The sequence below is a fragment of the Kitasatospora sp. Ki12 genome (assembly GCF_054601375.1).
In genome coordinates this window covers 287,990-311,456 of record NZ_BAAIHT010000003.1, presented here as the reverse complement: position 1 = coordinate 311,456, position 23,467 = coordinate 287,990, and the positions used below count along the sequence as shown (strand labels likewise).

The following is a 23,467-nucleotide window of genomic DNA, read 5'->3' as shown; positions in this document are numbered from 1 at the left end:
ACCGGGACCGGCCCGTGCGTGGCCGTCCGGGAGCGAGGAATGCCCGTGGGAGTGCTCACGCTGGCCGGGATCGAGAGCGCGGCGCGCGCACGACTTCCCGCGGAAATCTGGGATTTCATCGACGGCGGCAGCGGCGCGGAACGCACTCTGGCCGCGAACCGGGAGATGTTCGGACGCTATGCGCTGCGCCCCCGCACCCTGGTCGACGTCTCCGCCTGCGACCCGGCGCTGACCCTGCTCGGCGCACCGCTCGCCCTCCCGCTCGGCATCGCCCCGATGGCCTACCACCGCCTGGTCGACCCGGAGGGCGAGACCGCCACCGCGCGCGCCGCCGGCCGGGCCGGCGCCCTGCTGGTCGCCGGGATGTTCGCCAGCCGCACCCTGGAGGAGATCGCCGGCGCCGCCACCGGCCCGCTCTGGCTCCAGCTGTACTGGCTGCGCCGGCGCGACGTCCTCGCCGCCCTGGTCGAACGCGCCGAAGCGGCCGGCTTCCGGGCCCTCGTGCTGACCGTCGACGCCCCCCGGATCGGCCGACGGCTGCGCGACCTGCGCAACGGCTTCGCCATCCCGCCCGCCGTCCGCGCCGTCAACCTGGACCCGGCCCTGATGGACGCCAGCCACCGTGCCGCGGACGGCAGTTCGGGCATCGCCGAACACGCCCGCGAGCAGTTCGACCCCACTCTGACCTGGGCCGACCTCGCCTGGCTGCGCGAGCGCACCCGGCTGCCACTGGTCCTCAAGGGCATCCTGACCGCGGAGGACGCCCGCCTCGCCGTCGAGCACGGCGCCGACGCCGTCCTGGTCTCCAACCACGGCGGACGCCAACTCGACGGGGCGGTACCGGCCCTGGCCGCCCTGCCCGAGGTCGTCGCGGCCGTCCCCGCCGGGCTTCCGGTCCTACTCGACGGCGGCGTGCGCACCGGCACGGACATCGCCGTCGCCCTCGCCCTCGGCGCCCGGGCCGTGCTGGTCGGCCGCCCGGCGTTCTGGGGCCTCGCCACCGACGGCGAAACCGGCGTGCACCGGGTGCTCGACCTGCTGCGGGACGAACTCGAGCACACCATGGCCCTGTTGGGCCGGCCCCGGCTCGCCGACCTGGACCGGACGGCCCTCACCCCCTGGCCGTAGGGCCCGGCTGAACCGCGCGGCGCCCTCCCCACGTATGTCCGAGAAGGAGACCCCGACATGACCGAACCGACCGAGAGACTTCCCGGCGCCGAGCCCAGCACCGAGCCCGGCACCGAAAGGTTCCCCGGCTGGGACTGGGACGACCCCGACGGCCTGGCCACCCGCCTGGACGACTTCAGCGCCGACGTCGCGACCTGCGACACCCTCGAAGCGCACCCCGGCGGGCTGCCGCGCGACCACGCCGGCTTCCGCGAACTCGGCCTCACCGGCATCGAGTTCGCCGCCTTCCGGACCGCCCACCCGGAGGGCCTCGGCACCGACCTCACCGCCCTGCGCGGCCCCGGTGGCGCCGCCGCCGAACCCGGCACCCTCTACCGGGTCGACGGCGACCGCTGGTTCACCCGGCTCGACGTCTCCGAGCCGCTGCCCTTCGCCGACGCCAGCGTCGACTGGGTGTACGCCGAGCACCTGATCGAGCACGTCACCATGCCCGTCGCGGTCGGCTGGCTGCGCGAGGTGCGCCGGGTGCTGCGCCCCGGCGGCGTCCTGCGGCTCACCACCCCCGACCTCGCCCGCTACCTGGTCGGCTACGCCACCGGTGACGGCTTCCTCGGCAAACACCGCCGCCGCCTGACCACCCTGGGCTTCGGCCCGCCGATGCCCGCCCGCCCGGCCTTCCTGGTCAACCAGATCTTCCGCTACTACGGCCACCAGTGGATCTACGACCTGGACGAGCTGCGGCACGTGCTCACCCGGGCCGGCTTCGCGCCCGAGCGGATCCGCCACTGCGCCTACCGCCAGGGCGTCCGTCCGGACGTCGCCGACCTCGACACGGCCTTCCGTACGGACGAGACTGTCTACGTCGAGGCCGACCGCTGACCGGACGCAGTCCGTCCTGAACCGCCCGCCGCCCGGCCCGGCCCTCCTGACCACCCGCCACCCACCCGCGAAGGCCACCGACCCCCCGCCGCCCCAGAACGGGACCCATCCATGCCCCTGCACCCCCAGGCCGAGGCCCTGCGCGCCCGGCGCGCGAGCAGCGGCGCACCGCCGCTGTACACGCTCACCCTCGCCGAGGCCCGCGCCGCCGACCTCGCCGACATCCTCGCCGCGGCCGGCACCCCCGAGCCCGTGGCCGCCGTCGAGGAACACCGTGTCCAGGGCCCCGCCGGCGAACTCGCCCTGCGGCTCTACCGGCCCGAGCCGCCCGGCCGCCGACTGCCCGCCCTGCTCTACCTGTTCGGCGGCGGCTGGACCCTCGGCTCGCCCGACACCAGCGACGCGGTCTGCCGCCGCCTCACCAACGCCGTCGGCTGCGTCACCGCCTCCGTCGGCTACCGCCTCGCCCCCGAACACCCCTTCCCGGCCGCCCTGCACGACTGCCGCGCGGCTCTCCTGCAACTCGTCGACCGGGCTGAGGAGTTCGGCATCGACCCGGCCCGCCTCGCGGTCGGCGGCGACAGCGCGGGCGGCAACCTCACGGCCGCCCTGACCCTCCTGCTGCGCGCCGAGGGCGGCCCGGCCCTGCGCCACCAACTGCTGGTCTACCCCAACACCGACCACCGCGCCGACACCCCCTCGCTGCGCGACCACGACGACCCGCTGCTCTTCAACCGCCGCTCGGTCGCCTGGTACTGGAGCCACTACCTGGCCGACCCGGCCGACGGCCTGGGCCCGTACGCCTCCCCACTGCGCGCGGCCACCCTGGCCGGCCTGCCGCCCGCGACCGTCCTCACCGCCGAGTACGACCCGCTGCGCGACGAGGGCGAACAGTACGCGGAGGCGCTGCGCGCGGCCGGGGTCCCGGTGGAGCTGCGGCGCTACCCGGGCGTGCCGCACGGGTTCTTCGCCATGACCGGCACCCTGGACGCCGCCGCCGAGGCCCAGGAGTACGCCGCCGGGCGGCTGCGGGAGGCCCTGCGGTGAGGCTCCCGCTGGAGGACCTGCACGGCTCCCTCGCCGACCCGCTGCTGGACGCGATGACCTTCCTCAACGAGGCCACCACCCGCTACCCCGACGCCGTCTCCTTCGCCCCCGGCCGCCCCTACGAGGGCTTCTTCGAACCCGAGGACGTCCCGGCCCACCTGGACCGCTTCCTGGCCCACCTCGCCGACCGCGGCCTCGATCGGGACGCGGTGCGCACCGCGCTCTTCCAGTACGGCCCCACCAAGGGCGTCATCGCCGACCTGGTCGCCCGCACCCTCGCCAACGACGAGGGCCTGGCCGTCGCCCCCGAGTCCCTGGTGCTCACGGTCGGCGCCCAGGAGGGCATGCTGCTCACCCTGCGCGCGCTGTGCGCCGGACCGGACGACGTCCTGCTGGTCAGCTCGCCCTGCTACGTCGGCGTCACCGGCGCCGCCCGGCTGCTCGACCTGACCACCCGGCCGGTGCCCGAGGGCCCGGACGGCGGCCCCGACCCGGAGGCCGTGCGCGAGGCCGCCCGGGCCGTCCGCGCCGAGGGACGCCGCCCCCGCGCCCTCTACGTGGTGCCGGACTTCGCCAACCCCTCCGGCACCAGCATGCCGGTCGGCGCCCGCACCCGGCTGCTGGCCGTGGCCGCCGAGGAGGGCGTGCTCGTCATCGAGGACAACCCGTACGGCTTCTTCGCCCGCACCCCGGGCCTGCGGCCCACCCTGAAGGCGCTGGACCGCGACGGCCGGGTGGTCTACCTGGGCTCCTTCGCCAAGACCTGCTTCCCCGGCGCCCGCCTCGGCTACGTCGTCGCCGACCAGGAGGTGGCCGGCCCCGGCGGACGGCGCGGCCTGCTCGCCGACGAACTGGCCAGGCTGAAGAGCATGACGACGGTCAACACGCCCGCGCTCAGCCAGGCCGTCATCGGCGGCATGCTGCTGGCCCACGACTGCCGGCTGCGCGCCGCCAACGCCGCGGCCACGGCCCACTACGCGGCCGGGATGGACACCCTGCTGCGGGAGCTGGACCGGCACTTCCCGGCCTCCGAGCGGCGCCGCCTCGGCGTCTCCTGGAACCGGCCGGACGGCGGCTTCTTCGCCGTGCTGACGGTGCCCTTCACCGCCGACGAGACGGCGATGGAGCGCTGCGCCCGCGAGTACGGGGTGCTGTGGACGCCGATGGCACCGTTCTACCCGGCGGGCGGCGGCGAGCGGCGGCTGCGGCTGTCGATCAGCTCGCTCACCCAGGCGCAGATCATCGACGGGGTGGCGAAGCTGGCGGCCTTCATCGGCTCCTGAGCGGCGCGTCCGCACGGCGCCTCCTGAGCCCCGCGCACGCACGGCGGAGAGGCCCGGCTCACCGCGAGCCGGGCCTCTCCGCCGTACGGTGCCCGTCCGGCCTGGTGCCTCAGCGCACCCGGGTGGAGAACAGCCGGGCCGACCAGTACACCGCCAGGACGGTCATCACCACGACCACCAGCAGCCCCTGCCAGACCGCGCTGTCCCCGGCGTGCCCGGAGAACAGGGCGCGCATGCCCTCCACGGCCCAGTAGAAGGGGTTCCACCGGGCCAGCTGCCGCAGCCAGTCCGGGGCCAGGGTGAGCGGCAGCAGCACCCCGGACAGCAGCGCGATCGGCTGCGCGATGGTGTTCACCACCGGCGCCATCGCCGCGTCGGCCGGCACCATCAGCGCGATGCCGAAGGAGATCGCCGAGGTCATCAGCGCCAGCAGCCCCAGCAGCAGGTAGGCGAGCAGCAGGTTCAGCGGGCTCACCCGCAGCCCGAACGGCAGCGCGATCAGGGTGATCAGGACGGCCTGCACCAGCAGCGCCACCATCTCCCGCAGCGCCCGTCCGAGCAGCAGCGCCAGCCGGCTCACCGGGGTCACCCGGGAGCGTTCGATGATGCCGGCCTTGAGTTCGCCGAGCAGGCTGAAGCCGGTGAACAGCCCGCCGAAGATGCACAGCACCGCCAACAGGCCCGGCACGTACACCTGGTAGGCGTCGGCGTAGCTGCTCGCGCCCTCGGGGGCGAGCACCTTCTTCAGCAGCGGGGCGAACAGCAGGAGGTAGAAGAGGGGCTGGATGACGCCGACGGCGATCCAGACCGGGGTGCGGATCATGAGCAGCAGCTGGCGCTGGAAGACCAGCCAGGTGTCGCGGGCGAGCTTCACGGTCTCCCCAGGAGGTCGTACGGGTCAACGTGGTGGGGGCGGGTCATGGAGTGTCCTGCGGCCCTGACCGGTCAGGACTGCTTCAGCGAGCGGCCGGTGCGGGCCAGGAACACGTCGTCCAGGCTGGGCCGGTTGAGCTGTACCGTGCCGGGCGTCACGCCGGCCGCGTCCAGGGCGCGCAGCAGCTGTGGAATGGCGGCCGCGCCGTCCTCCAGGTACAGTCGCAGCCCGCCGTCCTCGTCGGGCTCCAGCCGGTGCAGGTACGGCTGCGGGCGCAGGACCCGGGCCGCCCGTTCGACGGCGTCCTCGCCGGCGTCCGCTCCGGCGTCCAGGCCGACCAGGACGACGTCGCCGGAGATCTCGCGCTTGAGCGCCTCCGGGGTGCCCTCGGCCACCATCCGGCCGTGGTCGACGATGGCGACCCGGTCGCAGAGCGCGTCGGCCTCGTCGAGGTAGTGCGTGGTGACGACGACGGTCATGCCCTCGGTGCGCAGCCGGCGGATCTCCTCCCAGACGTGGGCCCGGCTGGCCGGGTCGAGCCCGACGGTGGGCTCGTCCAGGAACAGCACCCGGGGCTGGTGGATCACCCCGAGCGCGATGTCCACCCGGCGGCGCTGGCCGCCGGAGTAGGTGGCGCAGTGCCGGTCGCCGAACTCGCCCAGGTCGAAGGCCTTGAGGGCGTCGTCGGCGGCCTGGGCGGCCCGCGCCTTGGCGGCGCCGTACATCCGCGCCTGCAGCACCAGTTCCTCGCGGGCGCTGACGTTGTCGGTGGTGCCGCCGCCCTGGGCGACGTAGCCGATCCGGCGGCGGACCCCGGCCGGGTCGGTGAACAGGTCGGCGCCCGCGATGACGGCCTGTCCGCCGTCGGGGCGGATGAGGGTGGCCAGCATGCGCAGGGTGGTGGTCTTCCCCGCGCCGTTGGGGCCGAGGAAGCCGTAGATCTCGCCGACGGCGACCGACAGGTCGATGCCGCGTACGGCGTCGACGCTCTGGCTCCCGCCGTCGCGGCGGGAGGTCTTCTTGCGGTAGGACTTGCGCAGTCCCGTGGTCTCGATCAACCGGAACTCCCGTACGGGGATGGGCTGCCGCGGCACCTGGGAAGGCGGGGCTGGGCACCTGCGGAGGGCGGTGCTGCTGCGAACCCTAGGGCGAACCCGGGTCCGGAAACAATGGCCTAGACCAATGGACGTGTGATCTCCGGTTCTGCTAAGGGGACTTCCGGGCGGGCTGGGTCCGGCCCCGTGCGGCCCCCGCCCGCGGCCGCTCAGCCGAGCGCCTCCAGCCGGTCCGCGGCGGCCGCCGCACCGCCTCCGGCCAGCAGTTCCTCGCCGACCCGAACCGCGGCGTCCCGACGGCCCGTTGTCTCCAGTACGGACCGCAGCGCGTCCGCCAGCCGCTCCGGCGTGACCCGGGCGAACGTCACCCGGACCCCGGCCCCGGCCGCCGCCACCTGGGCGGCGACGAACGGCTGGTCGTGCCGGATCGGCGCGGTGACCAGCGGCAGGCCGTGCGCCAGCGCCTCGCCCACGGTGTTCATGCCGCCGTGGCACAGCACCGCGTCCAGCTCGCCCCGGGCCATCAGCTCCAGGACCGGTGCCCGGTCCACCGCGACGGCGTGCGGCGGCAGTTCGGGCAGCAGCTCGCGCGGCCCGGCGAACACCGGCTGTACGTCACCGCCGCAGAGCTCCAGCGCCCGGACGGTCCGCGCGAGGAAGTCCGCCCCCAGTTCCCCGGCCAGCGTGCCCATGGTGACCAGCACCCGACGCCGCCCGGGCAGCAGCCGCTCCCACGGGAACTCCGGATCGTGCGGCCGGGCCGCGATCACCGGCCCGACCGGCGCGTGGTGCGGCGGGTCGGTGCGGCCGGTCAGCGCCGGGCCGCTGGTCGCCAGCACCAGGGCGGGGGAGAAGCGCGGGTCGACGTACTCCCGCTCCGGCAGCCGGGCACGCTCCCACAGGCCGCGCAGCAACCCGGTCATCCACTCCTCGACCTGCGGCAACGCCCGGTAGGGCCGCCCCAGTTCCATCGCCCCGGGCGCGAAGCTCGCCCACGGCAGGCCGTGCCGGTGCGCGACCAGCGCGCCCGCCGGGGTGTGCTGGTCGACCAGCAGCACGTCCGGCCGGTACTCCCGCACGATCGCGTCCAGCGGCTTCGCGGTGAACCGCGCGTACGGGACGATGAAGCCCTCCCAGAGCGAGCGCAGGGCGGCCAGCCCGTGCCCGCCCTGCGCCCGGAACGCCCGGGTGCCGGTGCCGAGCACCCGCTCCCCGGGGCCGAGCAGCGGCCGCAGCACCGACTCCGTCCCCGTCCAGGCGACCTCGTGGCCGCGCGCGGCGAGTTCGGCGGCGATGCCCGCCGCCGGGTTGACGTGTCCGGTCAACGGGGGCATCACCAGCAGGAACCGGGTCATCGGGCACCCTCCTCGGGGAGCAGTCGGTACAGGTCGGCGACGGTCAGCGCCTCCAGGCCCGGCAGGTCCAGGCCGGCGCGCAGCGCGGCCAGGTCGGCGGCGGCGCCGAAGCGCTCGCGCAGGCGCCCGGCCAGGGCGGCGAGTTCGGTCTCGTCCAGCAGCAGGTCGGCGTCCAGCCGGGCGTCCGGGGTGACGCGGCGCGCCCAGCCGGGCGGCGCACCGGCCGCCTCGACCACCAGCGCGACCAGCTCCGGGGCCACCGGCGTAGCCCGCTCCGGGTTCAACGGCTTTTCGAACGACGGGGGTTCAGGATGTGACATGAGAGATCTCCCACCTGCTCGACGGCACGGGGGTGAGCGCGGCCGGACCGGAGCGCGGCTGTACGGATTCCGGCGGAGTGGCCACGACGGCGGACGACCCGGGGGCCGGTCTCGGGAGTCGAGATCACTTGTGCGACCCGGCGGGCGTCGGAATACTAGCCCGGGTGACCGCACTGGAGGCAGTGGCCGTCCACCTCCCCCCACACGCCGTGCCCATCGAGGCGGTGGGCGAGCGCATCGGCCTGACCCCACGTCAACTGAGACTCTTCCGCCGCTTCCACGGCCTGGACCAGCTACGGCTGGATCCGGCCGGGACGCTGCCCGACCTGCTCGACGCCGCCCTGGACGACCTGCCGGAGCTGCGCGGACGCGAACGCGACGTCCGCTTCGTGATCCACGCCCGCAGCATGCCGGTGGCGGTGCCCCATCCGCTCAACCCCTTGCACGAGCTGCTCGCCGCGCGCGGCCTCGGGCACGCCAACGCCTTCACGGTGACCCACCACGCCTGCGCGGTGGGCCTGCTGGCCATCGACCTGGCCGGGCGGCTGCTGGCGTCCGAACCCGACCCGGCGGCGCTCGCGCTGGTCCTGGCGGGGGAGAAGACCTTCACCAGGGACGCCCAGGTGGTGCCCGAGACCGGGATCTTCGCCGAGGGCGCGGCCGCCTGCCTGGTCAGCGCCGCCGGCGAACGCCACCGGGTGCTCTCCTACGAGGTGCGCCAGCGACCGGAGTTCGACGGCCGGCTGGCCGAGGACCCGGACCTGCTGGCCCGCTACCAGCGCGAGTACCCGAACGTGATGGTGGAGGCGATCGAGGCCGCCCTGGACCAGGCAGGTCTGGACCTCTCCGACCTGTCCGCGATCCTTCCGCACAACGTCAACCAGGCCTCCTGGCGGATGATCGCCCGTCGGATCGGCTACCCGGTCGAGAAAGTCGTGCTGGACAACGTGCGGTCGGTCGGGCACAGTTTCGCTGCAGACAGCCTCATCAATCTTCACACCGCCACCACGCGGGGGCTGCTCCGCCGCGGTGACCACTACCTGATCGCCGCCGCCGGCGTCGGAGCCACCTTCTCCGCGATGGCCGTGCGGTACTGACGACCGGTCAGCACCCCGGAATCGTCGGCCACTCCCCGTAGCCCTCAGGGCACACTTCCCACGTACGACGGGACGGTACCCCCATGTCAGAAGCTGTGGTCCAGACCACTGACCCCGAGCTGCGCGAGCGCGTCCTGCACGGCATCGGTGAACTCCTGCCGCGCGTGCTCAAGCGCGAACTGCCCGAGATCCCGCAGGACGCCTGCCTCTTCGACGACCTCGGCCTCACCTCGGCCGGCACCATCGAGCTCATCCTGGAGCTGGAGGAGTCCCTGGACATCCAGGTGGACGTCGAGCAGATCACCGAGGACGACCTGCGCTCGGTCACCAAGCTCGCCGACTACGTCGCCGGGCACGTCATCCCCGAGGACTGACCGGGTGGCCCCCGGGACGACCGACCGGGCGGCGCCCGGCCCCTCCGGCCTGCGGATCACCCGGGCGCTCGCCCGCCGCTTCGACGGCCGCTCGGAGACCTCGCTCGACCCGGACCTGAGGGTCTTCGTCTCCGACCTGGTCCGCCCGCACGGCCTGCCGCTGCGCGAGGACCTGCTGAGCGAGGGCGTCGGCCACTCCTACGAGGAGCTGGCCGCCGGACTGCTGGGCGAGGCGCTCGCCGAGGACGAGCCGGTGGACCTGCTGATCCTCGCCTTCGACACCCCGGACGTCCGCCCGGGCGCGCCGTCCTCGCTCGCGCTCAGCCGGTCCGTCCCGGGCACCCCGCTTGCCTTCGCGGTCTGCGACCAGGGCACCGCCGCGGCGTTCACCGCCCTGCGGCTGGCCGCCGACCACCAGCGCACCGGTGCCTGCCGCCGGGCCGTGGTGGTGCTCGCCGAGCAGACCGCACTGCACTACGTGCCGTCGGCGCCGGTCGCGCTGCCGGAGCGGCACGCGGTCGTGGTGCTGGTCTGCGAGGAGGCCCCCGGCCCCGGCCTGACCGTCCGCCAGCGCACCGGCGCCCCCGCACCGGAGGAGGCCGTACGGGCCGAGGCCGCGGCGCTGGGCCCGGGCGCGGAGGTCGTGTCGGACGACGGGCTCGCCGCGGACGCCGTGTCGGTTGACGGCCCCGGCGCGGAGGCCGTGCCGGATGACGGCCTCGCCGGGCGGCGGCCACCGGCCCAGCCGTTCACCGGCCTGTGGGCGACGCTGGCCGAGTGCCTGCCGCGCTGGCGGGCGGAGGGGCGGCCCGTCCTGCTCGCCGGGTACGACCGGCGGCTCGGGGTCCTCAGCACGCTGACGCTTCCGTGACCGGGGTCGAGTTCTGGCTCATCGACGCGGACCGGCCCGCGGCCGTCGCCGACGGCCTGTGGCGGCTGCTCGACGCCGAGGAGCGTGCCCGGGCGACCGGCGCGTCCCCCGAGCTGCGCCGTTGCTTCACCGTGGTGCACGGCGCCGTCCGGCAGCTGGTCGGCGCCCGGCTGGGGCGGCCTCCGGGGGAGGTCGTCTGGCGGCGCGGGCCGAACGGGAAGCCCGAGGCCGAGGACGCCGGCGGCCTGCGGGTGAGCTGGTCGGCCTCGGGCACGTTCGGGGTGCTGGCCCTCGCCGAGGGGCGGGCGGTCGGCGTCGACGTGGAGCGGCTGCACGGCGCCGGGACGGCCGAGCGGATGGCCGCCCGCTGGTTCCCGTTCGAGGAGGCGCGCTCCGTTGCCGAGCCCGCCGACCCGGCCGAGCGGGCGGCCCGTTTCACCGCGCTGTGGTGCCGCCGCGAGGCCTTGGTGAAGGCGTACGGCGGACGGCTGACGCAGTCCTTCGGCGTGTCCGTGGCCGGTCCGTCCCCGGTGCCGGTGGCCGATCCGGGTGCGCTCGGCGGTGGGCCGGCCCGGCTCTGCGACGTGCCGGTGCCCGGGCCGTTCCGGGCTGCCGTGGCCACCCTCGGCGAATCGCCGTTACATGTCAACTCCAATGTCTGGCAGTGCAATTGACGATGTGTCGAAGATGGCGCTCTTTGGTCTGGACCACCCCGCGATTCCGCTGGTAGCGTCCCGGTCACACCCCCGCTGAGCCTTTCCCGGCGAGCCGAAAGGCGCGTACGACGTGACTCCGCACGACCTGATCCCCCGCGAGGCGGCTCCTCGCGCGCAGACCCCGCACGACGCGCGACCGGCCGACCGACGCGTCGGCGTCCGGTTCGCCGCGGCGAGCAGCGGCACCGGCCCGCTCACCCGCGGCCAGGACAACATGATCCGCTGCATCCGGACCAGCCCCCCGGAGCAGATCAACAAGGACTCCGTCTGGCCGGTCCCGGCCGGCACCTCCGTCCCGGCCGCGCTGGTCGCCCTACGGCTGCTGGTCGAGCGGCACGAGTCGCTGCGGACCTCCTTCCCGGCCGGCCCCGGCCCGGACGGCTTCCCCGAGCGTCAAGTGGTGCACCCGAGCGGGCGCTTCACGGTGACGGTGATCGAGGCCGGCGACCGCGACGACGGTCAACTGGACACGATGGCCCTGGAGTCGGGCCGTGCCGACGTCGCCGTCGCGCTGGACCTGACGGCGGCGCCGCGGGTCCGCTTCACCCTGCTCGCCCGGGGCGAACGGCTGCTGCGGCTGATCGCCGTGGTCTGCCACGCGGGCGCCGACGGCGCCGCCACCGCCGTGCTGATCCAGGACTGGCACGCCCTCGCCGCCGGCCGGGAACTGCCCCCGGTCACCGCCCCGACCCCGCTGCGGCTCGCGGCCGCCGAGCAGAGCGACCACGGCCGCCGCAAGGCGGCGGCCGGCCTGCGGCACTGGGCCCGGGTCCTGGGCGCGGGCCCGCAGACCGTCTTCGCGGACTCGCGGATCACCGGCCCACCGCGCGACCACAGCGCGCTGATGGTGCGCTCCCGCGCGGGCGCCGACCACCTCGCCGCGGTCTGCCGCCGGGTCGGCGCCAGCCCGTCCGTCGTCCTGCTCGCCGCCTATGCCGCGCTGGTCGCCCACCGGGCCGGGCGCCGGGGCCAACTGGTGATGTCCGCGCTCTCCGCCAACCGCCACCAGGCCGACCTCGTCGACCACGTCGGCACCCTCGCGCAGGACGCGCTGATCCTGCTGGACACCGACGCGGCCGACCTCGACCAGCTGATCGGCCGAGCCAAGTCGGCTTCGCTGAAAGCCTATTGGCACAGCATTCTGGATGCCGAGAAGGTCTGGCGGCTGGTCGAGGACGTCGCGCACCAGCGCGGCTCCCGGTTCGCCCGGCAGGTGGTCGTCAACGACCTGAGCCTCACCGTCCCGGCCGCCGTCGCCGACGCCCAGCCGGCCGCGACCGCCGACCCCGAACTGACCCCGCTGCCCGGCCCGCCGCTGCCGGTGCGGCTGATGTTCGCCATCCTGCGGATCACCGGCAGCCTGGACTTCGTCCTGGTCGCCTGCCCCCAGGTGCTCGACCCCGAGGAGGCCGAGAACTTCACCCGGGCCCTGCTCGCCCTGCTCGCGGCCGCCGCCGAAGGGCCGGTGCTGCTCGCCGACCTGCCCGCGGTGCTCGGTGCGCCGGGCGACGGCCGCGAGGGCGAGTGGCGGCTGATCGACGGCTCCTGGATCGACCTGGCGGCGGTCCGCGACCTGCTGCACACCGCCCTGGGGGAGCACCGACTCACCTGCACCGGCGGGGAGTTGGTCGCCGAGGTCACCACCGCCGACCCCGGGCTGGACCCGGCCGCCGCCCACCGCGCCGTCGTCGCCGCGCTGCCCGGCCGGGACACCGCGATGGCCCCGCACCGCTACGTCGTCCGGCGCACGGCCCCGGACGGCGAGGAGGTGGAGGCCGGGGACGGGCGTGACCCGGAGATCACGGCCCGGCTGTCCGCGCTCACCGGGCGGACCTGAGGTGGCGGCCACCTGCGCCGCGGCCCGCCCGGCGCCGCGGTCCAGCTGCGCGCCGTCGTCCCGCCCGGCGCACCCGGCTCACCTGAAGGGATGACCGTGGGCGGCCGCGGGCCGCTCACCCCGACGAGTCCTCCCCGTCGTCGGTGAGCCCCCACGCGAGGTCCCAGGAGCACGCGGAGGTCGCCCCCGAGGTGAGCCCCCACGGGCTCGGGACCTCCTCGGCCTCGTCGCCCTGCAACGGCAGCCGGTCGATCACTGCGACCAGTGCGGGCGGCAGCTGCGGGGCCAGGCCCCGGTGCACGCGGGAGAGGATGTCGCGCCGGACGTCCTCCGGGAGCAGCGGTCTGCTCATCGTCAACGTCCGTGGCCCGGGCTGCCGTTCGGCCGTGGACAGCTGGTCCGACCAGGCCCGCCAGTAGTCCGCGTCATCGGTCTCGCCGAGCATCAGGTGGTGCAGGTGCAGACAGTACGCGGCCGTCCCGCTGCCCGAACCGGCCGCGAAGCGCCACCAGAACTCGGCCCCCTCCTCCTTCCCGGTGGCGTACAGCAGCGCGCCGAACACCTCCGCCCCCTCCGGCTGGATCCGGCGCGCGTTCACCAGCAGGTCGAGCCCTCGGGAGGCGTCCGGCGCCCCCAGGACCAGGGCCACCACCAGGCCCAGTTCGAAGGAGGCCTGCTCGTACTCCGACGGCAGATGGGTGGGCGCCGCCGTCAGCCGGGCCTGGCGCACCGCCGCGATCCGGTCGGCGTGGGCGCGTTCGGGCCGGGGCACGTGGACGACCGCGCGCCCCCCGCTCGCCGTCCACGCCCCGGGTGGCGGGCCGGCCACCCGTCCGTCCGTCACAGTTCACCGCCCCGGTCCGGGAGTTCGCCGACCCCGAGCCGGCGCGCCAGCCGTTCGCGGGCGTGCCGCAGATTGGAGTGCACCGTCGCCACCGGCCGTCCCAGGTACGCGGCGATCACCTTGACGTGCAGGCCCAGCAGGTACCGCAGGATCACCACGTCCCGCTGCCGGTCCGGCAGTTCGAGGATCGCCGCGTACAGCCGCACCTCGTCCGCCTCGCTGTGCAGCAGGCCGTTCGCCACCTGCTTGAAGGCGCCGATCACCGCCGCGAAGGTGACCGCCTCGACCTCCACCGGCTCCTCGGCGTCGACCCAGTCGGAGACGTGCCGGGTGGCCAGCCGCCAGGCGTACGCGGCCGGTTCCTCGAAGCGCAGCACCTGCGGCCAGCAGCGGGCCAGGTCGGCCTTCACCGCCTCGACCACCAGGGCGGCGTCGGCCTGGCTGCCTATCCTGGTCAACGCGAGGGCGTGCCAAGCGGGTTCATGCGTCTCGCAGAAGGCGGCGTAGGTGAGGTCCAGCCGCAGGCCGAGGTCCGCGCCGACCGCCCGGTCCGGTCCCGTCCCGCCGCCGCAGTCCACTGCCGTCCCGCCCCGGTACCCGCGCGCGGAGGCACCCCTGTCGATCGTCATCGAGCCTGCTTTCCGTGGCCGTCGGCTGCTCACCGGGCCACCCGAGGGTCGGGCTGTCCGTGCCCATCCTCATTCCACCAGGCCTGTCACTCCAGGCTGCAAAGCGAATACAGATTGTCATCTCATACGATCTAACGGCTGGTTGAATCGGTCCCCGCGCGATTGACTCCCGGATACCGTGGGCAACAATTCGACCGGTTGCGAGCGATGTACCGAGGGGGAACGCGATGGGGCAGTACGACGGGGTGGACCTGCGGCTCAACGTGCCGCACTCGGCGCGGATGTACGACTACTTCCTCGGCGGCTTCACCAACTTCGCCGCCGACCGCGAAGCCGCCGGCCACGCCCTCGCCGTCGCCCCCTGGCTGCGCACCGGCGCCCGCGCCAACCGCTCCTTCATGCACCGCTCCACCCGCGCCCTCGCCGAGGCCGGCCTCGACCAGTTCCTCGACATCGGCACCGGCATCCCCACCTCGCCCAACCTCCACGAGATCGCCCAGAGCGTCCGGCCGGCCGCCCGCGTCGTCTACGCCGACAACGACCCGATCGTGCTCTCGCACGCCCAGGCCCTGCTCACCGGCACCCCGGAGGGCCGCACCGCCTACGTCGAGGCCGACGTCACCGACGTCGCCCGGCTGCTCGCCGCCCCCGGGCTGCGCGACACCATCGACTTCGACCGGCCCGTCGCGCTCTCCCTCAACGCCCTGCTGCACTTCGTGCCCGACGCCCGCGGCGCGTACGAGCTCGTCGAGCACCTCAAGTCCGTCCTCGCCCCCGGCAGCGCCCTGGTGATGAGCCACGTCACCCCCGACTTCGCGCCCGAGGACGTCGCCAACCTGGTCCGTATCTACGAATCCGCCGGCACCGCCGTCCAGGCCCGCGACCGGTCCGCCTTCGCCCGCTTCTTCGACGGCTGGACCTTCCTCGCCCCGGGCGTCGTCCCCACCACCGAGTGGCGCCCGTCGGCCGACCAGCCGGTCGTCTCCGCCCCGGAGGCCTCGGCCTACGCGGCGGTGGCCATCCGGCCCTGACCCGGCTTGCCCGTCTCCCCTCCGATTCGCATGGTTGACGAACCATCGGTACGCCGGTTGCGTCCTGTGACACAGGAAGCGGCTCATGCCGCGACATTCGTCCAGAGGGGGATCATGCACACGCAACCTTCGGCAGCCCGCCACAGCCGCCGCGCCGTCCTGGGCCTCGGCCTCGGAGCGGCCGTCGCCGCCACCGGCGTCACCGCCCTCACCGGCGGATCGGCACACGCGGCGACCGGCCCCGACACCCGTCGCCTGCTCGCCGCCCTGGAACAGGAGCACGGAGTACGCCTCGGCGTGTTCGCCCGGAACCTGTCGACCGGCCGCACGGTCCGCTACCGCGCGGACGAACCGTTCCCGATGTGCTCGGTCTTCAAGACCGTCGCCGTCGCCGCCGTCCTGCGCGATCTCGACCACGACGGCGAGTTCCTCGCCCGGCGGATCCACTACACCGAGGCCGACATCACGCGGTCCGGTGGCCGCGAGAGCTCGCTGGTCACGCGCGAGGACCGGAACCTCGCGAACGGCATGACCGTCGCCGAACTCTGTCAGGCGGCCATCGACCACAGCGACAACACGGCCGGCAACCTGCTGCTCCGCGAGCTGGGCGGACCGACGGCCGTCACCGGCTTCTGCCGCTCGATCGGCGACGGCGTCACCCGTCTGGACCGCTGGGAGCCCGAACTCAACACGGCCGAACCGGAGCGGACCACCGACACCACAACGCCCCAGGCCATCGCCCGCACCTACCGCCGACTCGTGCTCGGCCACGCCCTCCCGCCCGCCAAGCGCGAGCAGATCACCGGCTGGCTGCGAGGCAACACGACCAGCAAGGAGCGCTTCCGCAAGGGACTCCCGGCTGACTGGACCCTTGCCGACAAGACGGGCTCCGGCCGGTACGGCACCGCGAACGACGTCGGCATCGCCTGGACCCCGGCCGGCGCGCCCGTCGTCCTCGCCGTCCTGACCACCAAGCCCGACGAGGCCGCCCCGAGGGACGAACCCGTCATCGCCCGCACCGCCACCCTCCTGGCCCAGGCCCTCGTATAGGGCCCGTCCCCGAACCCCGCCCCTCACCCCGCGCCTGCCCGGGGCGAGGGGCCGCGGGGGCGCGCAGATCCCCGCACACCCGCCGGCCGCCCCCGGCAGGCGCCCAGCCGCACCCGCCCGCCCCCGGCAGCGCCGCGCGCCCCACCCGTGCCCCCACCCGCCTGCGTGCGTTTCTCCCCGGCACGCCCCTCACCCCTGCGCCGGGGCCCGCGCTCCTCCGGCCCGGTGGGCGCCCCCACGGCCCCTCCCGCCCATCCGTGCGCACCCGCCTGCGCGCGTTTCCCCCGGCGCGCCCCTTGTCCCTGCGCCGGGGCCCGCGCTCCTCCCACCCACGTGCCCCCGCCCGGCATGCGCCCCCACGGCCCCTCCCGCCCCATCCGTGCGCACCCGCCACGCCTGGCCCAAACTGGTGGTGGACCGGATGCTGCCCCGGGAGGCTGGGAGACGCATGCTGCTGGGACTCACCACCGCACTGGTCGCGACCGTCTGCTTCGGCTTCGGGGCGGTCTTCCAGGCGCGCGGCGCGCGGTCGGCTCCGCGGGCGGACCGGGTGCGGGCGGGGCTGCTGGCCGCGCTGGCGCGGTCCTGGCAGTTCCTGGCCGGGACGCTGCTGGACATCGCGGGCTTCGTGCTGAGCATCGTCGCCCTGCGCACCCTTCCCCTCTTCCTGGTGCAGGCCGTCACCAATTCCAGTCTCGCCGTCACCGCCCTGGCCGCCGTCCGGCTGCTGGGCGCGCGTCTGCACCGGGCGGACGTCGCGGGGATCCTCGCCGTGGTCGTGGGGCTGACCGTGCTGGCGCTCGGCTCCGGCAAGGAGGGCCGGAACCACGCCCCGGCCGCGTTCCACTGGTCGCTGCTCGCGACCACCGTCGTGATGCTGCTGGTCACCCTTGTCCTGGTCCGCCGGGAGGGCACCGCGGCGGCCGCCGGGCTGGGCCTGCTGGCCGGGGTGGGGTTCGGGGTGACGAGTCTCGCGGTGCGGGTCCTGGACGCGTCCGGTCCGGTGGCGGTGCTGGCGGATCCCGCCGCCTACGCCCTGGCGGTCGGCGGCCTCGGCGGGTACCTCGCGTACGCGTTGGCCCTGCAGCGCGGCACGGTGACGGCCGCGACGGCGGCCGGGACGGTGGCCGAGACCTTCGGCCCGGCCCTGGTCGGGGTGGTGGCGCTCGGCGATGCCGCGCGCCCCGGGTTCGAGTGGTGCGCGCTGACGGGCTTCGCGGTGGCGGTGGGCGGCACCTTCCTGCTCTCCCGCTTCGGTGAACTGGAGGGCGAGTCGGCCGAACTGTCGGCCCCGCACCCGGATGTCGAGACGCAGCCGGCCGTCCCGCCCCGGTAGCCCGGACGGCTGCGCCATGCGAAGGTGACTTGCCGGACAAAAAGGACCGGCGACACGGCCTCAGAGCGGCAGGTGCACGATGGCGGAGGAACCCCGGTCGGAACCCCACCCCCGGTCCCGGCGGTCGGCCCCGAACGGCCGCCCCGTCGCGCTGATCACCGGCGCCTCCTCGGGTATCGGCCTCGCCACCGCCCTCCGCCTGGCCGAGTCCGGCTGGCAGACCCTGCTCTCCGGCACGGACCGGGCCCGGCTCGACGAACTGGCCGACCGCACCGGCGGCCTGGCCCTGCCCGAGGACCTGAGCAAACCGGACGGCCCGCGCCGCCTCGCCGACGCCGCCCTGGCCGAGGCCGGCCGGGTGGACGCCCTGGTGGCGAGCGCCGGCCTGGGCTGGCGCGGCCCGTTCACGGACACCCCGTCCGACACCCTGGACCGGATGATCGAGGTCAACTTCGCCGCCCCGCTGCGCCTGGTCCGCCTCCTGCTGCCCGGCATGCTGGAGCGCCGCCACGGCCGGATCGTGCTGCTGGGTTCGATGGCCGGCCAGGTCGGGGTGCGCGACGAGTCGGGCTACTCGGCCACCAAGGGAGGGCTGACCATGTTCGCGGAGAGCCTCTGGTACGAGCTGCGCGGCACGGGGGTGGGGGTGCGGCTGGTGCTGCCGGGGGCGGTGGACACCCCGTTCTTCGACCGCCGCGGCACGCCGTACCAGCGTGACCGGCCGCGCCCGGTGACGGCGGAGCGGGTCGCCGACACCGTGGTCGCGACCATCACCACCGAACGCGACCGGCTCTACGTGCCGCACTGGCTCGGCTTCCCGGCCCGCGTCCACGGCGTCGCGCCGGGCGTGTTCCGCCGGATGGCCTCGCGCTTCGGGTGAGCGCCGGATGGGCACCGCCACCAGGGCCCTGGGCGCCGCGGCCGCGGTGGAGTTCCTGCACCTCGCCCCGGCCGCCGTCCGCCTCCCGCCGCTGCGCCGCACCCTGGCCCGCCGCACGGCGGGCCGCGGCACCGCGCCGGGCCACGTCGCGCTGACCTTCGACGACGGCCCCGACCCGGGCAGCACCCCGTACGTGCTCGACGCGCTGGACGAACTCGGCGCCCGCGCCACCTTCTTCCTGCTCGGCGCGATGCTGGAGCGGGCTCCGGGTCTGGGCCGCGAGCTGGTGCGCCGCGGCCACGAGGTCGCCGTCCACGGCTGGCACCACCGTCAGCAGTGGTACCCGGCGCCCGCCCGCGACCTGCGCGAACTGTGCCGCGCCACCGAGGCGGTCACCGGGCTCTGCGGCGCCCGCCCGCTCTGGTACCGCCCGCCGTACGGGGTGCTGACCGCCGGCCCGGCCCTGGCCGCCCGCCGCCTCGGCCTGCGCAGCGTGCTGTGGACCGCCTGGGGCCGCGACTGGACGGCCGAGGCCACCGGCGCCTCCGTCTACGCGACCGCCCGCCCCGGCCTCACCGCCGGCGCGACGCTGCTCCTCCACGACTCCGACTGCACCTCCGCCCCCGGCTCCTGGCGCGCCACCCTCGCCGCCCTCCCCCTGATCGCCGCGCACTGCCGCACCCACCACCTCACCCTCGGCCCCCTCCGCGACCACGCGGTGCCGCCGCGCTAGGTGTTCCGTCCGCTCCGGGCCGTGGCGGGAACCGCCCGACGCGGCGGACGCGTCGTCCGGGGCAGTGCACACCGCCGGCCCGAGCGGGCCGACGACGAGCTGGGGGGCCACCGTGAACGCCGACTTCCGTACGTCGAAACACCTTTGGGGCGTCACCGCCGCGGCGCTGGCCGTGCTCGTGGTGGCCGGCTGCGGCAGTTCGGGCTCGCCCGCGCCGGTCGTGTCGTCCAGCGCGGCGCCGGTGGCGGCCGCGCCGCCGGGCGGTTCCGGGTCCGCCACGGCGACGCCCGCGCAGCCGCCGGCCGCCACCTCCGGCGCTCCGTCGGCGGGTGCCGGGGCGGGAGGCAGGAACACCCTGACCCTGAGCGGACCCGACGGCGGCAGCTACGAGTTCGGCGCGGTCGCCTGCGTCGGCGACCCCTCGCCGAACGGCGTCCTGTCGCTCAGCGCGACGCCCAAGAGCGTGAACGTCGCGGTCGCGCAGCTCGTCTTCAAGGACGGCCAGGCGCAGTTGGTGCTGACGGCGAAGGGCTCGCGCCCGTTCGTCTGGAAGGGCAAGGCGCCGGTCGGCCAGGAGGCGAGCCGCACCGCCGACGGGGCCAAGCTCACCGGACTGCCGGTCAGGGAGGAGCAGGGCGCGACCGGCACGGTCAGCGGCACCCTGACCTGCTCGGGCACCATCGGCCTCAACTGACCGGCGTTCACGGGACATACGCCGCCCGGTCGTGCTCGGCCGGCACCTCGTCCACGGCACCGACGCGGCTACCCCAGTCCCACCCGTCGCAGCGCCTCCTCGAATCCGGCCCGCCACTTCTCCGGTGTGGCGCCGGGTGAGGGGGCGGGGGAGGGGCGCTTCAGTGCCGCGAGGGCGTTGCGGACGACGTCGGCCGGGCGGGCGGAGGTGACGTCGGCGTGGCCGAGTTCGAGCTCGTGCTGGAGGTTGTCGCGTCCGTGACCCTGGACGACGTCGAGGAGCAGCAGCCGCCGGCCGAGGGCGCGGGCCTCGCTGCAGGTGTCGCCGGAGCTGGTGACGACGAGGTCGGCGGCGGCCATCAGGGAGGGGATCCGGTCGGTGTGGCCGAAGGGGTGCAGCCCGGGTCGGCGGCGTGCGGCGGCCCGTAGGCGGCGCTCGAGTTCGGGGTTGCGCCCGGCGACGGCGAGCACGTGCGGTCCGGCGGCGGCGAGTGAGGCGGCGGTGCGGGCGAGCGGGCCGAGCCCCCAGGAGCCCGACATCAGCAGCACGCAGGGGCTGTCCGCGGGCACACCGAGTTGCGCGCGCGCCTCGCCCCGCTGCGGTGGCCGGTAGAAGGGCTGCCGCAGCGGCGCGGGCAGGACGGCGATGTCGGCGTCCGGCCGGTAGCGCCGGACGGCGCAGGCGGCGACCTCCGAGGTGACCAGGAACAGGTCGGTTCCGTCCTGCACCCAGAGCCGGTGCGGTGTCACGTCCGTGCAGAACACGAAGTGCCGGAACTCCCGCCCCTGCCCCCACTCCTGGAGCCGGTTGACGGCCGAGGTCGCGGTGGCGAACACCGAGACGACCAGCTGCGGCCGCTGTGCCTCGACCAGTCGGCGCAGGGCCGGGACCAGCCGGGTGCGGGCGGCCGCGTCGGCGAGCAGGGCGATCCGCGCGCCGGGCCGCAGGGCCGAGAAGTGGAAGGCGTCGTACACCCCGGGCAGGCCGAGCAGCCGGCGGAACACCGCTTCCCCGGCGGCGCCGGAGCGTTCGCCGAGCAGGGCCATCGCGTCGACGGTGTCGGTGGTCCAGCCGCGTTCCCGCAGGGTGTCCGCGCAGGCCTGGGCCATCACGTCGTGGCCCTGGCCGAGGGAGCCGGAGATCAGCAGGGCGTGCGGCACGGCGCGGCCCGGTCAGCCGGCGGTGGACGCGGCGGTGGCGTCCCGGTACCAGTCGGCGTACCGCCGCACGCCGTCCGCGAAGTGGGTCTTCGGCGACCAGCCGAGCAGCCGTTTGGCCTGGGCGGAGGAGATCCGCCGCCCCGGGTAGTCGGCCTTGCGGCCGTCGATGTGCTCGATGTCGACGGGCCCGAGCAGCTCGTCGACGGTGTCGGCGATGTCGCGCACCGAGACGGCGGTGGAGCCCTCCAGGGCGAAGGTCTGGTCCTCGGCGGCGGGGGAGAGGGCCCGGACGTGGGCGTCGGCGAGGTCCTCGACGTAGACGAAGTTGCGGCTCTGCCGCCCGTCGCCGGCGATGGTGATGGGCCGTCCGGCCAGCGCGGCCTGGACGAACCGGGCGACGACGAGTTCGTCGCGCATCCGGGGCCCGTACGGGATGCCGTAGCGCAGGATGGTGAAGTGCTGCCCGTACAGCTCGCGGTAGCTGTGCACCAGCATCTCGGCGGCGAGCTTGGTGGCCACGTAGAGGTGGCCGCTGTGCTCCAGCTCGATCGGCACGTGCTCGTCCAGTTCCTGTTCTTCGCCGCCGAGTTGTTCACCGGCGAGGGCGGCGCCGTAGACCCAGACGGTGCTGGCCAGGACGGTCCGGCTGAGGCCGCTGCGCCGGGCGGCCTCCAGCACGGCCTCGGTGCCGTCGATGTTGGTCCGCACGGCGCTGACGGGGTCGGCGGAGACCTGTTCGACGTCGGCCATCGCGGCGAGGTGGTAGACGACCTCGCTGCCCGCGAGGGCGGAGGTGAGGGCCTTCAGGTCGAGGATGTCGATCCGCGCGTGTTCGGCGTCGGGGTTGAGGTACTTGTCGGTGGTGTCCACCGCGAGGACGTCGTGGCCGGCCGCGATCAGGTGGTCCACGACGTGTGAGCCGATGAACCCGCAGCCCCCGGTGACGGCTATCCGCACGTTCTTGCTCCCTTCGCTCCGGTCGGTCGGTCGTTTCGGTCGGATCGTTTTCGGTCAGGTCGGGTCGTTTTCGCTCGGTTCGGGCCGGGCGGCGGGTCAGCCGGCCAGCCGCCGGTACACCGCCGTGACCGCCTCGACGACCTGTTCCGTCTCGTCCTCCGTCATGTCGGAGTGCACCGGCAGGCAGACCTGCCGGGCGCAGACGTCCTCGGCCACCGGCAGCGGTCCGCGGCGGTACTCGGCGAGCACGGGCTGCAGGTGCAGCGGCAGGTCGTAGACCTCGCCGGAGAGCCGGACGCCGTGCTCCTCGGCGACGGCCCGCTTGAAGGCGGCGCGGTCGGTCCCGGGCGGCAGCAGCGCCACGTACTTGTAGTAGTTGCCGCGGCAGCCGGGCGGTTCGAGCACCGGCTCCAGGCCGTCCAGTCCGGTGAGCGCCGCGTCGTAGCGGCGGGCGACGGCCCGGCGGGTCTCGATGAACTCCTTGAGCCGGCGCAGGTGCACCGCGCCGACGGCGGCGTGCAGCTCGCTCATCCGCCAGGAGTAGCCGAGCAGAACGTGGTGGTTGGTGGTGAAGGAGCCCTTGCCCTGGTCGCGGTAGATCCGGGCCTCGTCGCGCAGCTCCGGTGACTCGGTCAGGACCATGCCGCCCTCGCCGCTGGTGGTGACCTTGGTCGGGTAGAAGGAGAAGGCCCCGGCGAGTCCGAAGGTGCCGGCGGCGCGTCCGTTGAGGCTGCTGCCGTGGGCGTGCGCGGCGTCCTCGACCAGGGGGATGCCCCGCTCGTCGCAGAGCGCCCGCAGGTCGTCGACGCGCGGGGTGACCAGTCCGCCGATGTGCACCAGGACGACGGCGGCGGTGTCCGGGGTGAGGGCCGCCTCCAGGGTCTCGGGGGAGAGCGCGAGGGTGGCCGGGTCGACGTCGGCGAACACCGGGCGCCCGCCCGCGTGGACCACGGCGCCGGCGGTCGCGTAGAAGGTGACGGCGGGCACGACGACGTCGCGGCCGCGGACGTCGACGGTGCGCAGGATCATCTCCAGCGCGGCCGTGCCGCTGCTCACCGCGACGGCGTGCGAGGCGCCGTGCTCGGCCGCGAAGGCCTGCTCGAAGCGCTCGGTCCACGGGCCGAGGGTGAGGGCGCCGGTGGTGAGCATCTCGGTCACCGCCTCGGCGACGGCCGCGCGGTCGCTCTCGTCGAACACGATGCGGGCGGCTGGAACGCCCATGGGGCACCTCCGGCGGCGGGCTGCGCGTGCAGCACCGATCAGGTCGGATCCTCCCGAACCGTACGAAAAGCGGTCGGGTCAGGCACATCACGCTAC

24 protein-coding genes are annotated in these 23,467 nt (G+C 75.0%); 15 read left to right on the top strand and 9 right to left on the bottom strand.

What is annotated here, in order from left to right; genetic code table 11:
• Positions 1-39: 39 nt before the first annotated feature.
• The 4 genes from ACYP53_RS32160 (at position 40) to ACYP53_RS32145 (ending at position 4,337) form a co-directional block, all read left to right on the top strand.
• Entirely contained in the window at positions 40-1,128 is a 1,089-nt protein-coding gene (locus ACYP53_RS32160) for an alpha-hydroxy acid oxidase (RefSeq protein WP_459650035.1), read from the top strand.
• Between the two features lie 57 nt (positions 1,129-1,185).
• Positions 1,186-2,007 carry a class I SAM-dependent methyltransferase gene (locus ACYP53_RS32155; RefSeq protein ID WP_459650034.1) on the top strand — a complete coding sequence of 274 codons (822 nt, stop codon included), beginning with the start codon at positions 1,186-1,188 and terminating at the stop codon, positions 2,005-2,007.
• 111 nt (positions 2,008-2,118) lie between these two features.
• Entirely contained in the window at positions 2,119-3,054 is a 936-nt protein-coding gene (locus ACYP53_RS32150; protein WP_459650033.1) for an alpha/beta hydrolase, read from the top strand.
• Positions 3,051-4,337, top strand: coding sequence for an aminotransferase-like domain-containing protein (locus ACYP53_RS32145; RefSeq protein WP_308437612.1), 1,287 nt, complete (start codon positions 3,051-3,053; stop codon positions 4,335-4,337). Before ACYP53_RS32150 ends, ACYP53_RS32145 begins: the two co-directional genes overlap by 4 nt.
• Before the next feature lie 109 nt (positions 4,338-4,446).
• Here the strand turns inward: ACYP53_RS32145 and ACYP53_RS32140 are convergent, their stop codons facing one another.
• From ACYP53_RS32140 to ACYP53_RS32125, 4 genes are all read right to left on the bottom strand, one after another.
• Complete coding sequence (locus tag ACYP53_RS32140; RefSeq protein WP_189921854.1) at positions 4,447-5,211, bottom strand: ABC transporter permease; 765 nt, start codon at positions 5,209-5,211, stop codon at positions 4,447-4,449.
• Positions 5,212-5,282: 71 nt separating this feature from the next.
• On the bottom strand, positions 5,283-6,269 hold the full coding sequence (locus tag ACYP53_RS32135; protein WP_459650032.1) for an ATP-binding cassette domain-containing protein: 987 nt from the start codon (positions 6,267-6,269) through the stop codon (positions 5,283-5,285).
• Between the two features lie 206 nt (positions 6,270-6,475).
• A complete protein-coding gene (locus ACYP53_RS32130; protein WP_459650031.1) occupies positions 6,476-7,621 on the bottom strand; it encodes a glycosyltransferase in 1,146 nt (381 codons plus the stop codon).
• Positions 7,618-7,941, bottom strand: a complete 324-nt coding sequence (locus tag ACYP53_RS32125) for a hypothetical protein (protein WP_459650030.1) — start codon at positions 7,939-7,941, stop codon at positions 7,618-7,620. The genes ACYP53_RS32130 and ACYP53_RS32125 overlap by 4 nt, the downstream gene beginning before the upstream one ends.
• A 164-nt stretch (positions 7,942-8,105) precedes the next feature.
• Here ACYP53_RS32125 and ACYP53_RS32120 point away from each other — a divergent pair, with 164 nt between their 5' ends.
• The 5 genes from ACYP53_RS32120 to ACYP53_RS32100 all read left to right on the top strand — a co-directional run bounded on the left by ACYP53_RS32120 (position 8,106) and on the right by ACYP53_RS32100 (position 12,836).
• A complete protein-coding gene (locus tag ACYP53_RS32120) occupies positions 8,106-9,038 on the top strand; it encodes a 3-oxoacyl-[acyl-carrier-protein] synthase III C-terminal domain-containing protein (RefSeq protein ID WP_189921842.1) in 933 nt (310 codons plus the stop codon).
• Between the two features lie 83 nt (positions 9,039-9,121).
• The gene (locus tag ACYP53_RS32115) at positions 9,122-9,412 is read left to right on the top strand and encodes a phosphopantetheine-binding protein (RefSeq protein WP_189921840.1); all 291 of its coding nucleotides are present in this window, start codon (positions 9,122-9,124) and stop codon (positions 9,410-9,412) included.
• A 4-nt stretch (positions 9,413-9,416) separates the two neighbouring features.
• Complete coding sequence (locus ACYP53_RS32110; protein ID WP_459650029.1) at positions 9,417-10,283, top strand: hypothetical protein; 867 nt, start codon at positions 9,417-9,419, stop codon at positions 10,281-10,283.
• Complete coding sequence (locus tag ACYP53_RS32105; RefSeq protein ID WP_459650028.1) at positions 10,280-10,957, top strand: 4'-phosphopantetheinyl transferase family protein; 678 nt, start codon at positions 10,280-10,282, stop codon at positions 10,955-10,957. The genes ACYP53_RS32110 and ACYP53_RS32105 overlap by 4 nt, the downstream gene beginning before the upstream one ends.
• A gap of 112 nt (positions 10,958-11,069) precedes the next feature.
• A complete protein-coding gene (locus ACYP53_RS32100) occupies positions 11,070-12,836 on the top strand; it encodes a condensation domain-containing protein (RefSeq protein ID WP_459650027.1) in 1,767 nt (588 codons plus the stop codon).
• A gap of 115 nt (positions 12,837-12,951) precedes the next feature.
• On the opposite strand, the gene ACYP53_RS32095 is transcribed toward ACYP53_RS32100, so the two are convergent.
• A complete protein-coding gene (locus ACYP53_RS32095; protein WP_459650026.1) occupies positions 12,952-13,608 on the bottom strand; it encodes a hypothetical protein in 657 nt (218 codons plus the stop codon).
• A 68-nt stretch (positions 13,609-13,676) separates the two neighbouring features.
• Positions 13,677-14,309 carry an RNA polymerase sigma factor gene (locus ACYP53_RS32090; RefSeq protein ID WP_189921829.1) on the bottom strand — a complete coding sequence of 211 codons (633 nt, stop codon included), beginning with the start codon at positions 14,307-14,309 and terminating at the stop codon, positions 13,677-13,679.
• Between the two features lie 227 nt (positions 14,310-14,536).
• On the opposite strand from ACYP53_RS32090, the gene ACYP53_RS32085 reads away from it, so the two are divergent.
• The 6 genes from ACYP53_RS32085 (at position 14,537) to ACYP53_RS32060 (ending at position 20,033) form a co-directional block, all read left to right on the top strand.
• Complete coding sequence (locus ACYP53_RS32085) at positions 14,537-15,340, top strand: SAM-dependent methyltransferase (protein ID WP_189921827.1); 804 nt, start codon at positions 14,537-14,539, stop codon at positions 15,338-15,340.
• 114 nt (positions 15,341-15,454) lie between these two features.
• Positions 15,455-16,390 carry a class A beta-lactamase gene (gene bla / locus ACYP53_RS32080; protein ID WP_189921825.1) on the top strand — a complete coding sequence of 312 codons (936 nt, stop codon included), beginning with the start codon at positions 15,455-15,457 and terminating at the stop codon, positions 16,388-16,390.
• Positions 16,391-16,838: 448 nt separating this feature from the next.
• Positions 16,839-17,726, top strand: coding sequence for a DMT family transporter (locus ACYP53_RS32075; protein ID WP_189921823.1), 888 nt, complete (start codon positions 16,839-16,841; stop codon positions 17,724-17,726).
• A gap of 79 nt (positions 17,727-17,805) precedes the next feature.
• Positions 17,806-18,606: an SDR family NAD(P)-dependent oxidoreductase gene (locus ACYP53_RS32070; protein ID WP_459650025.1), complete on the top strand. Its 801-nt coding sequence runs from the start codon at positions 17,806-17,808 to the stop codon at positions 18,604-18,606.
• Positions 18,607-18,613: 7 nt separating this feature from the next.
• Positions 18,614-19,339, top strand: coding sequence for a polysaccharide deacetylase family protein (locus ACYP53_RS32065; protein WP_459650024.1), 726 nt, complete (start codon positions 18,614-18,616; stop codon positions 19,337-19,339).
• 112 nt (positions 19,340-19,451) lie between these two features.
• On the top strand, positions 19,452-20,033 hold the full coding sequence (locus ACYP53_RS32060; RefSeq protein ID WP_189921817.1) for a hypothetical protein: 582 nt from the start codon (positions 19,452-19,454) through the stop codon (positions 20,031-20,033).
• Between the two features lie 68 nt (positions 20,034-20,101).
• On the opposite strand, the gene ACYP53_RS32055 is transcribed toward ACYP53_RS32060, so the two are convergent.
• The 3 genes from ACYP53_RS32055 to ACYP53_RS32045 all read right to left on the bottom strand — a co-directional run bounded on the left by ACYP53_RS32055 (position 20,102) and on the right by ACYP53_RS32045 (position 23,371).
• Positions 20,102-21,193: a glycosyltransferase family protein gene (locus ACYP53_RS32055; RefSeq protein ID WP_459650023.1), complete on the bottom strand. Its 1,092-nt coding sequence runs from the start codon at positions 21,191-21,193 to the stop codon at positions 20,102-20,104.
• Between the two features lie 12 nt (positions 21,194-21,205).
• Positions 21,206-22,150 (bottom strand): NAD-dependent epimerase/dehydratase family protein, encoded by a 945-nt coding sequence (locus ACYP53_RS32050; RefSeq protein ID WP_189921812.1) that lies wholly within the window; start codon positions 22,148-22,150, stop codon positions 21,206-21,208.
• A 96-nt stretch (positions 22,151-22,246) separates the two neighbouring features.
• Positions 22,247-23,371 carry a DegT/DnrJ/EryC1/StrS family aminotransferase gene (locus tag ACYP53_RS32045; protein ID WP_459650022.1) on the bottom strand — a complete coding sequence of 375 codons (1,125 nt, stop codon included), beginning with the start codon at positions 23,369-23,371 and terminating at the stop codon, positions 22,247-22,249.
• Positions 23,372-23,467 lie beyond the last annotated feature (96 nt).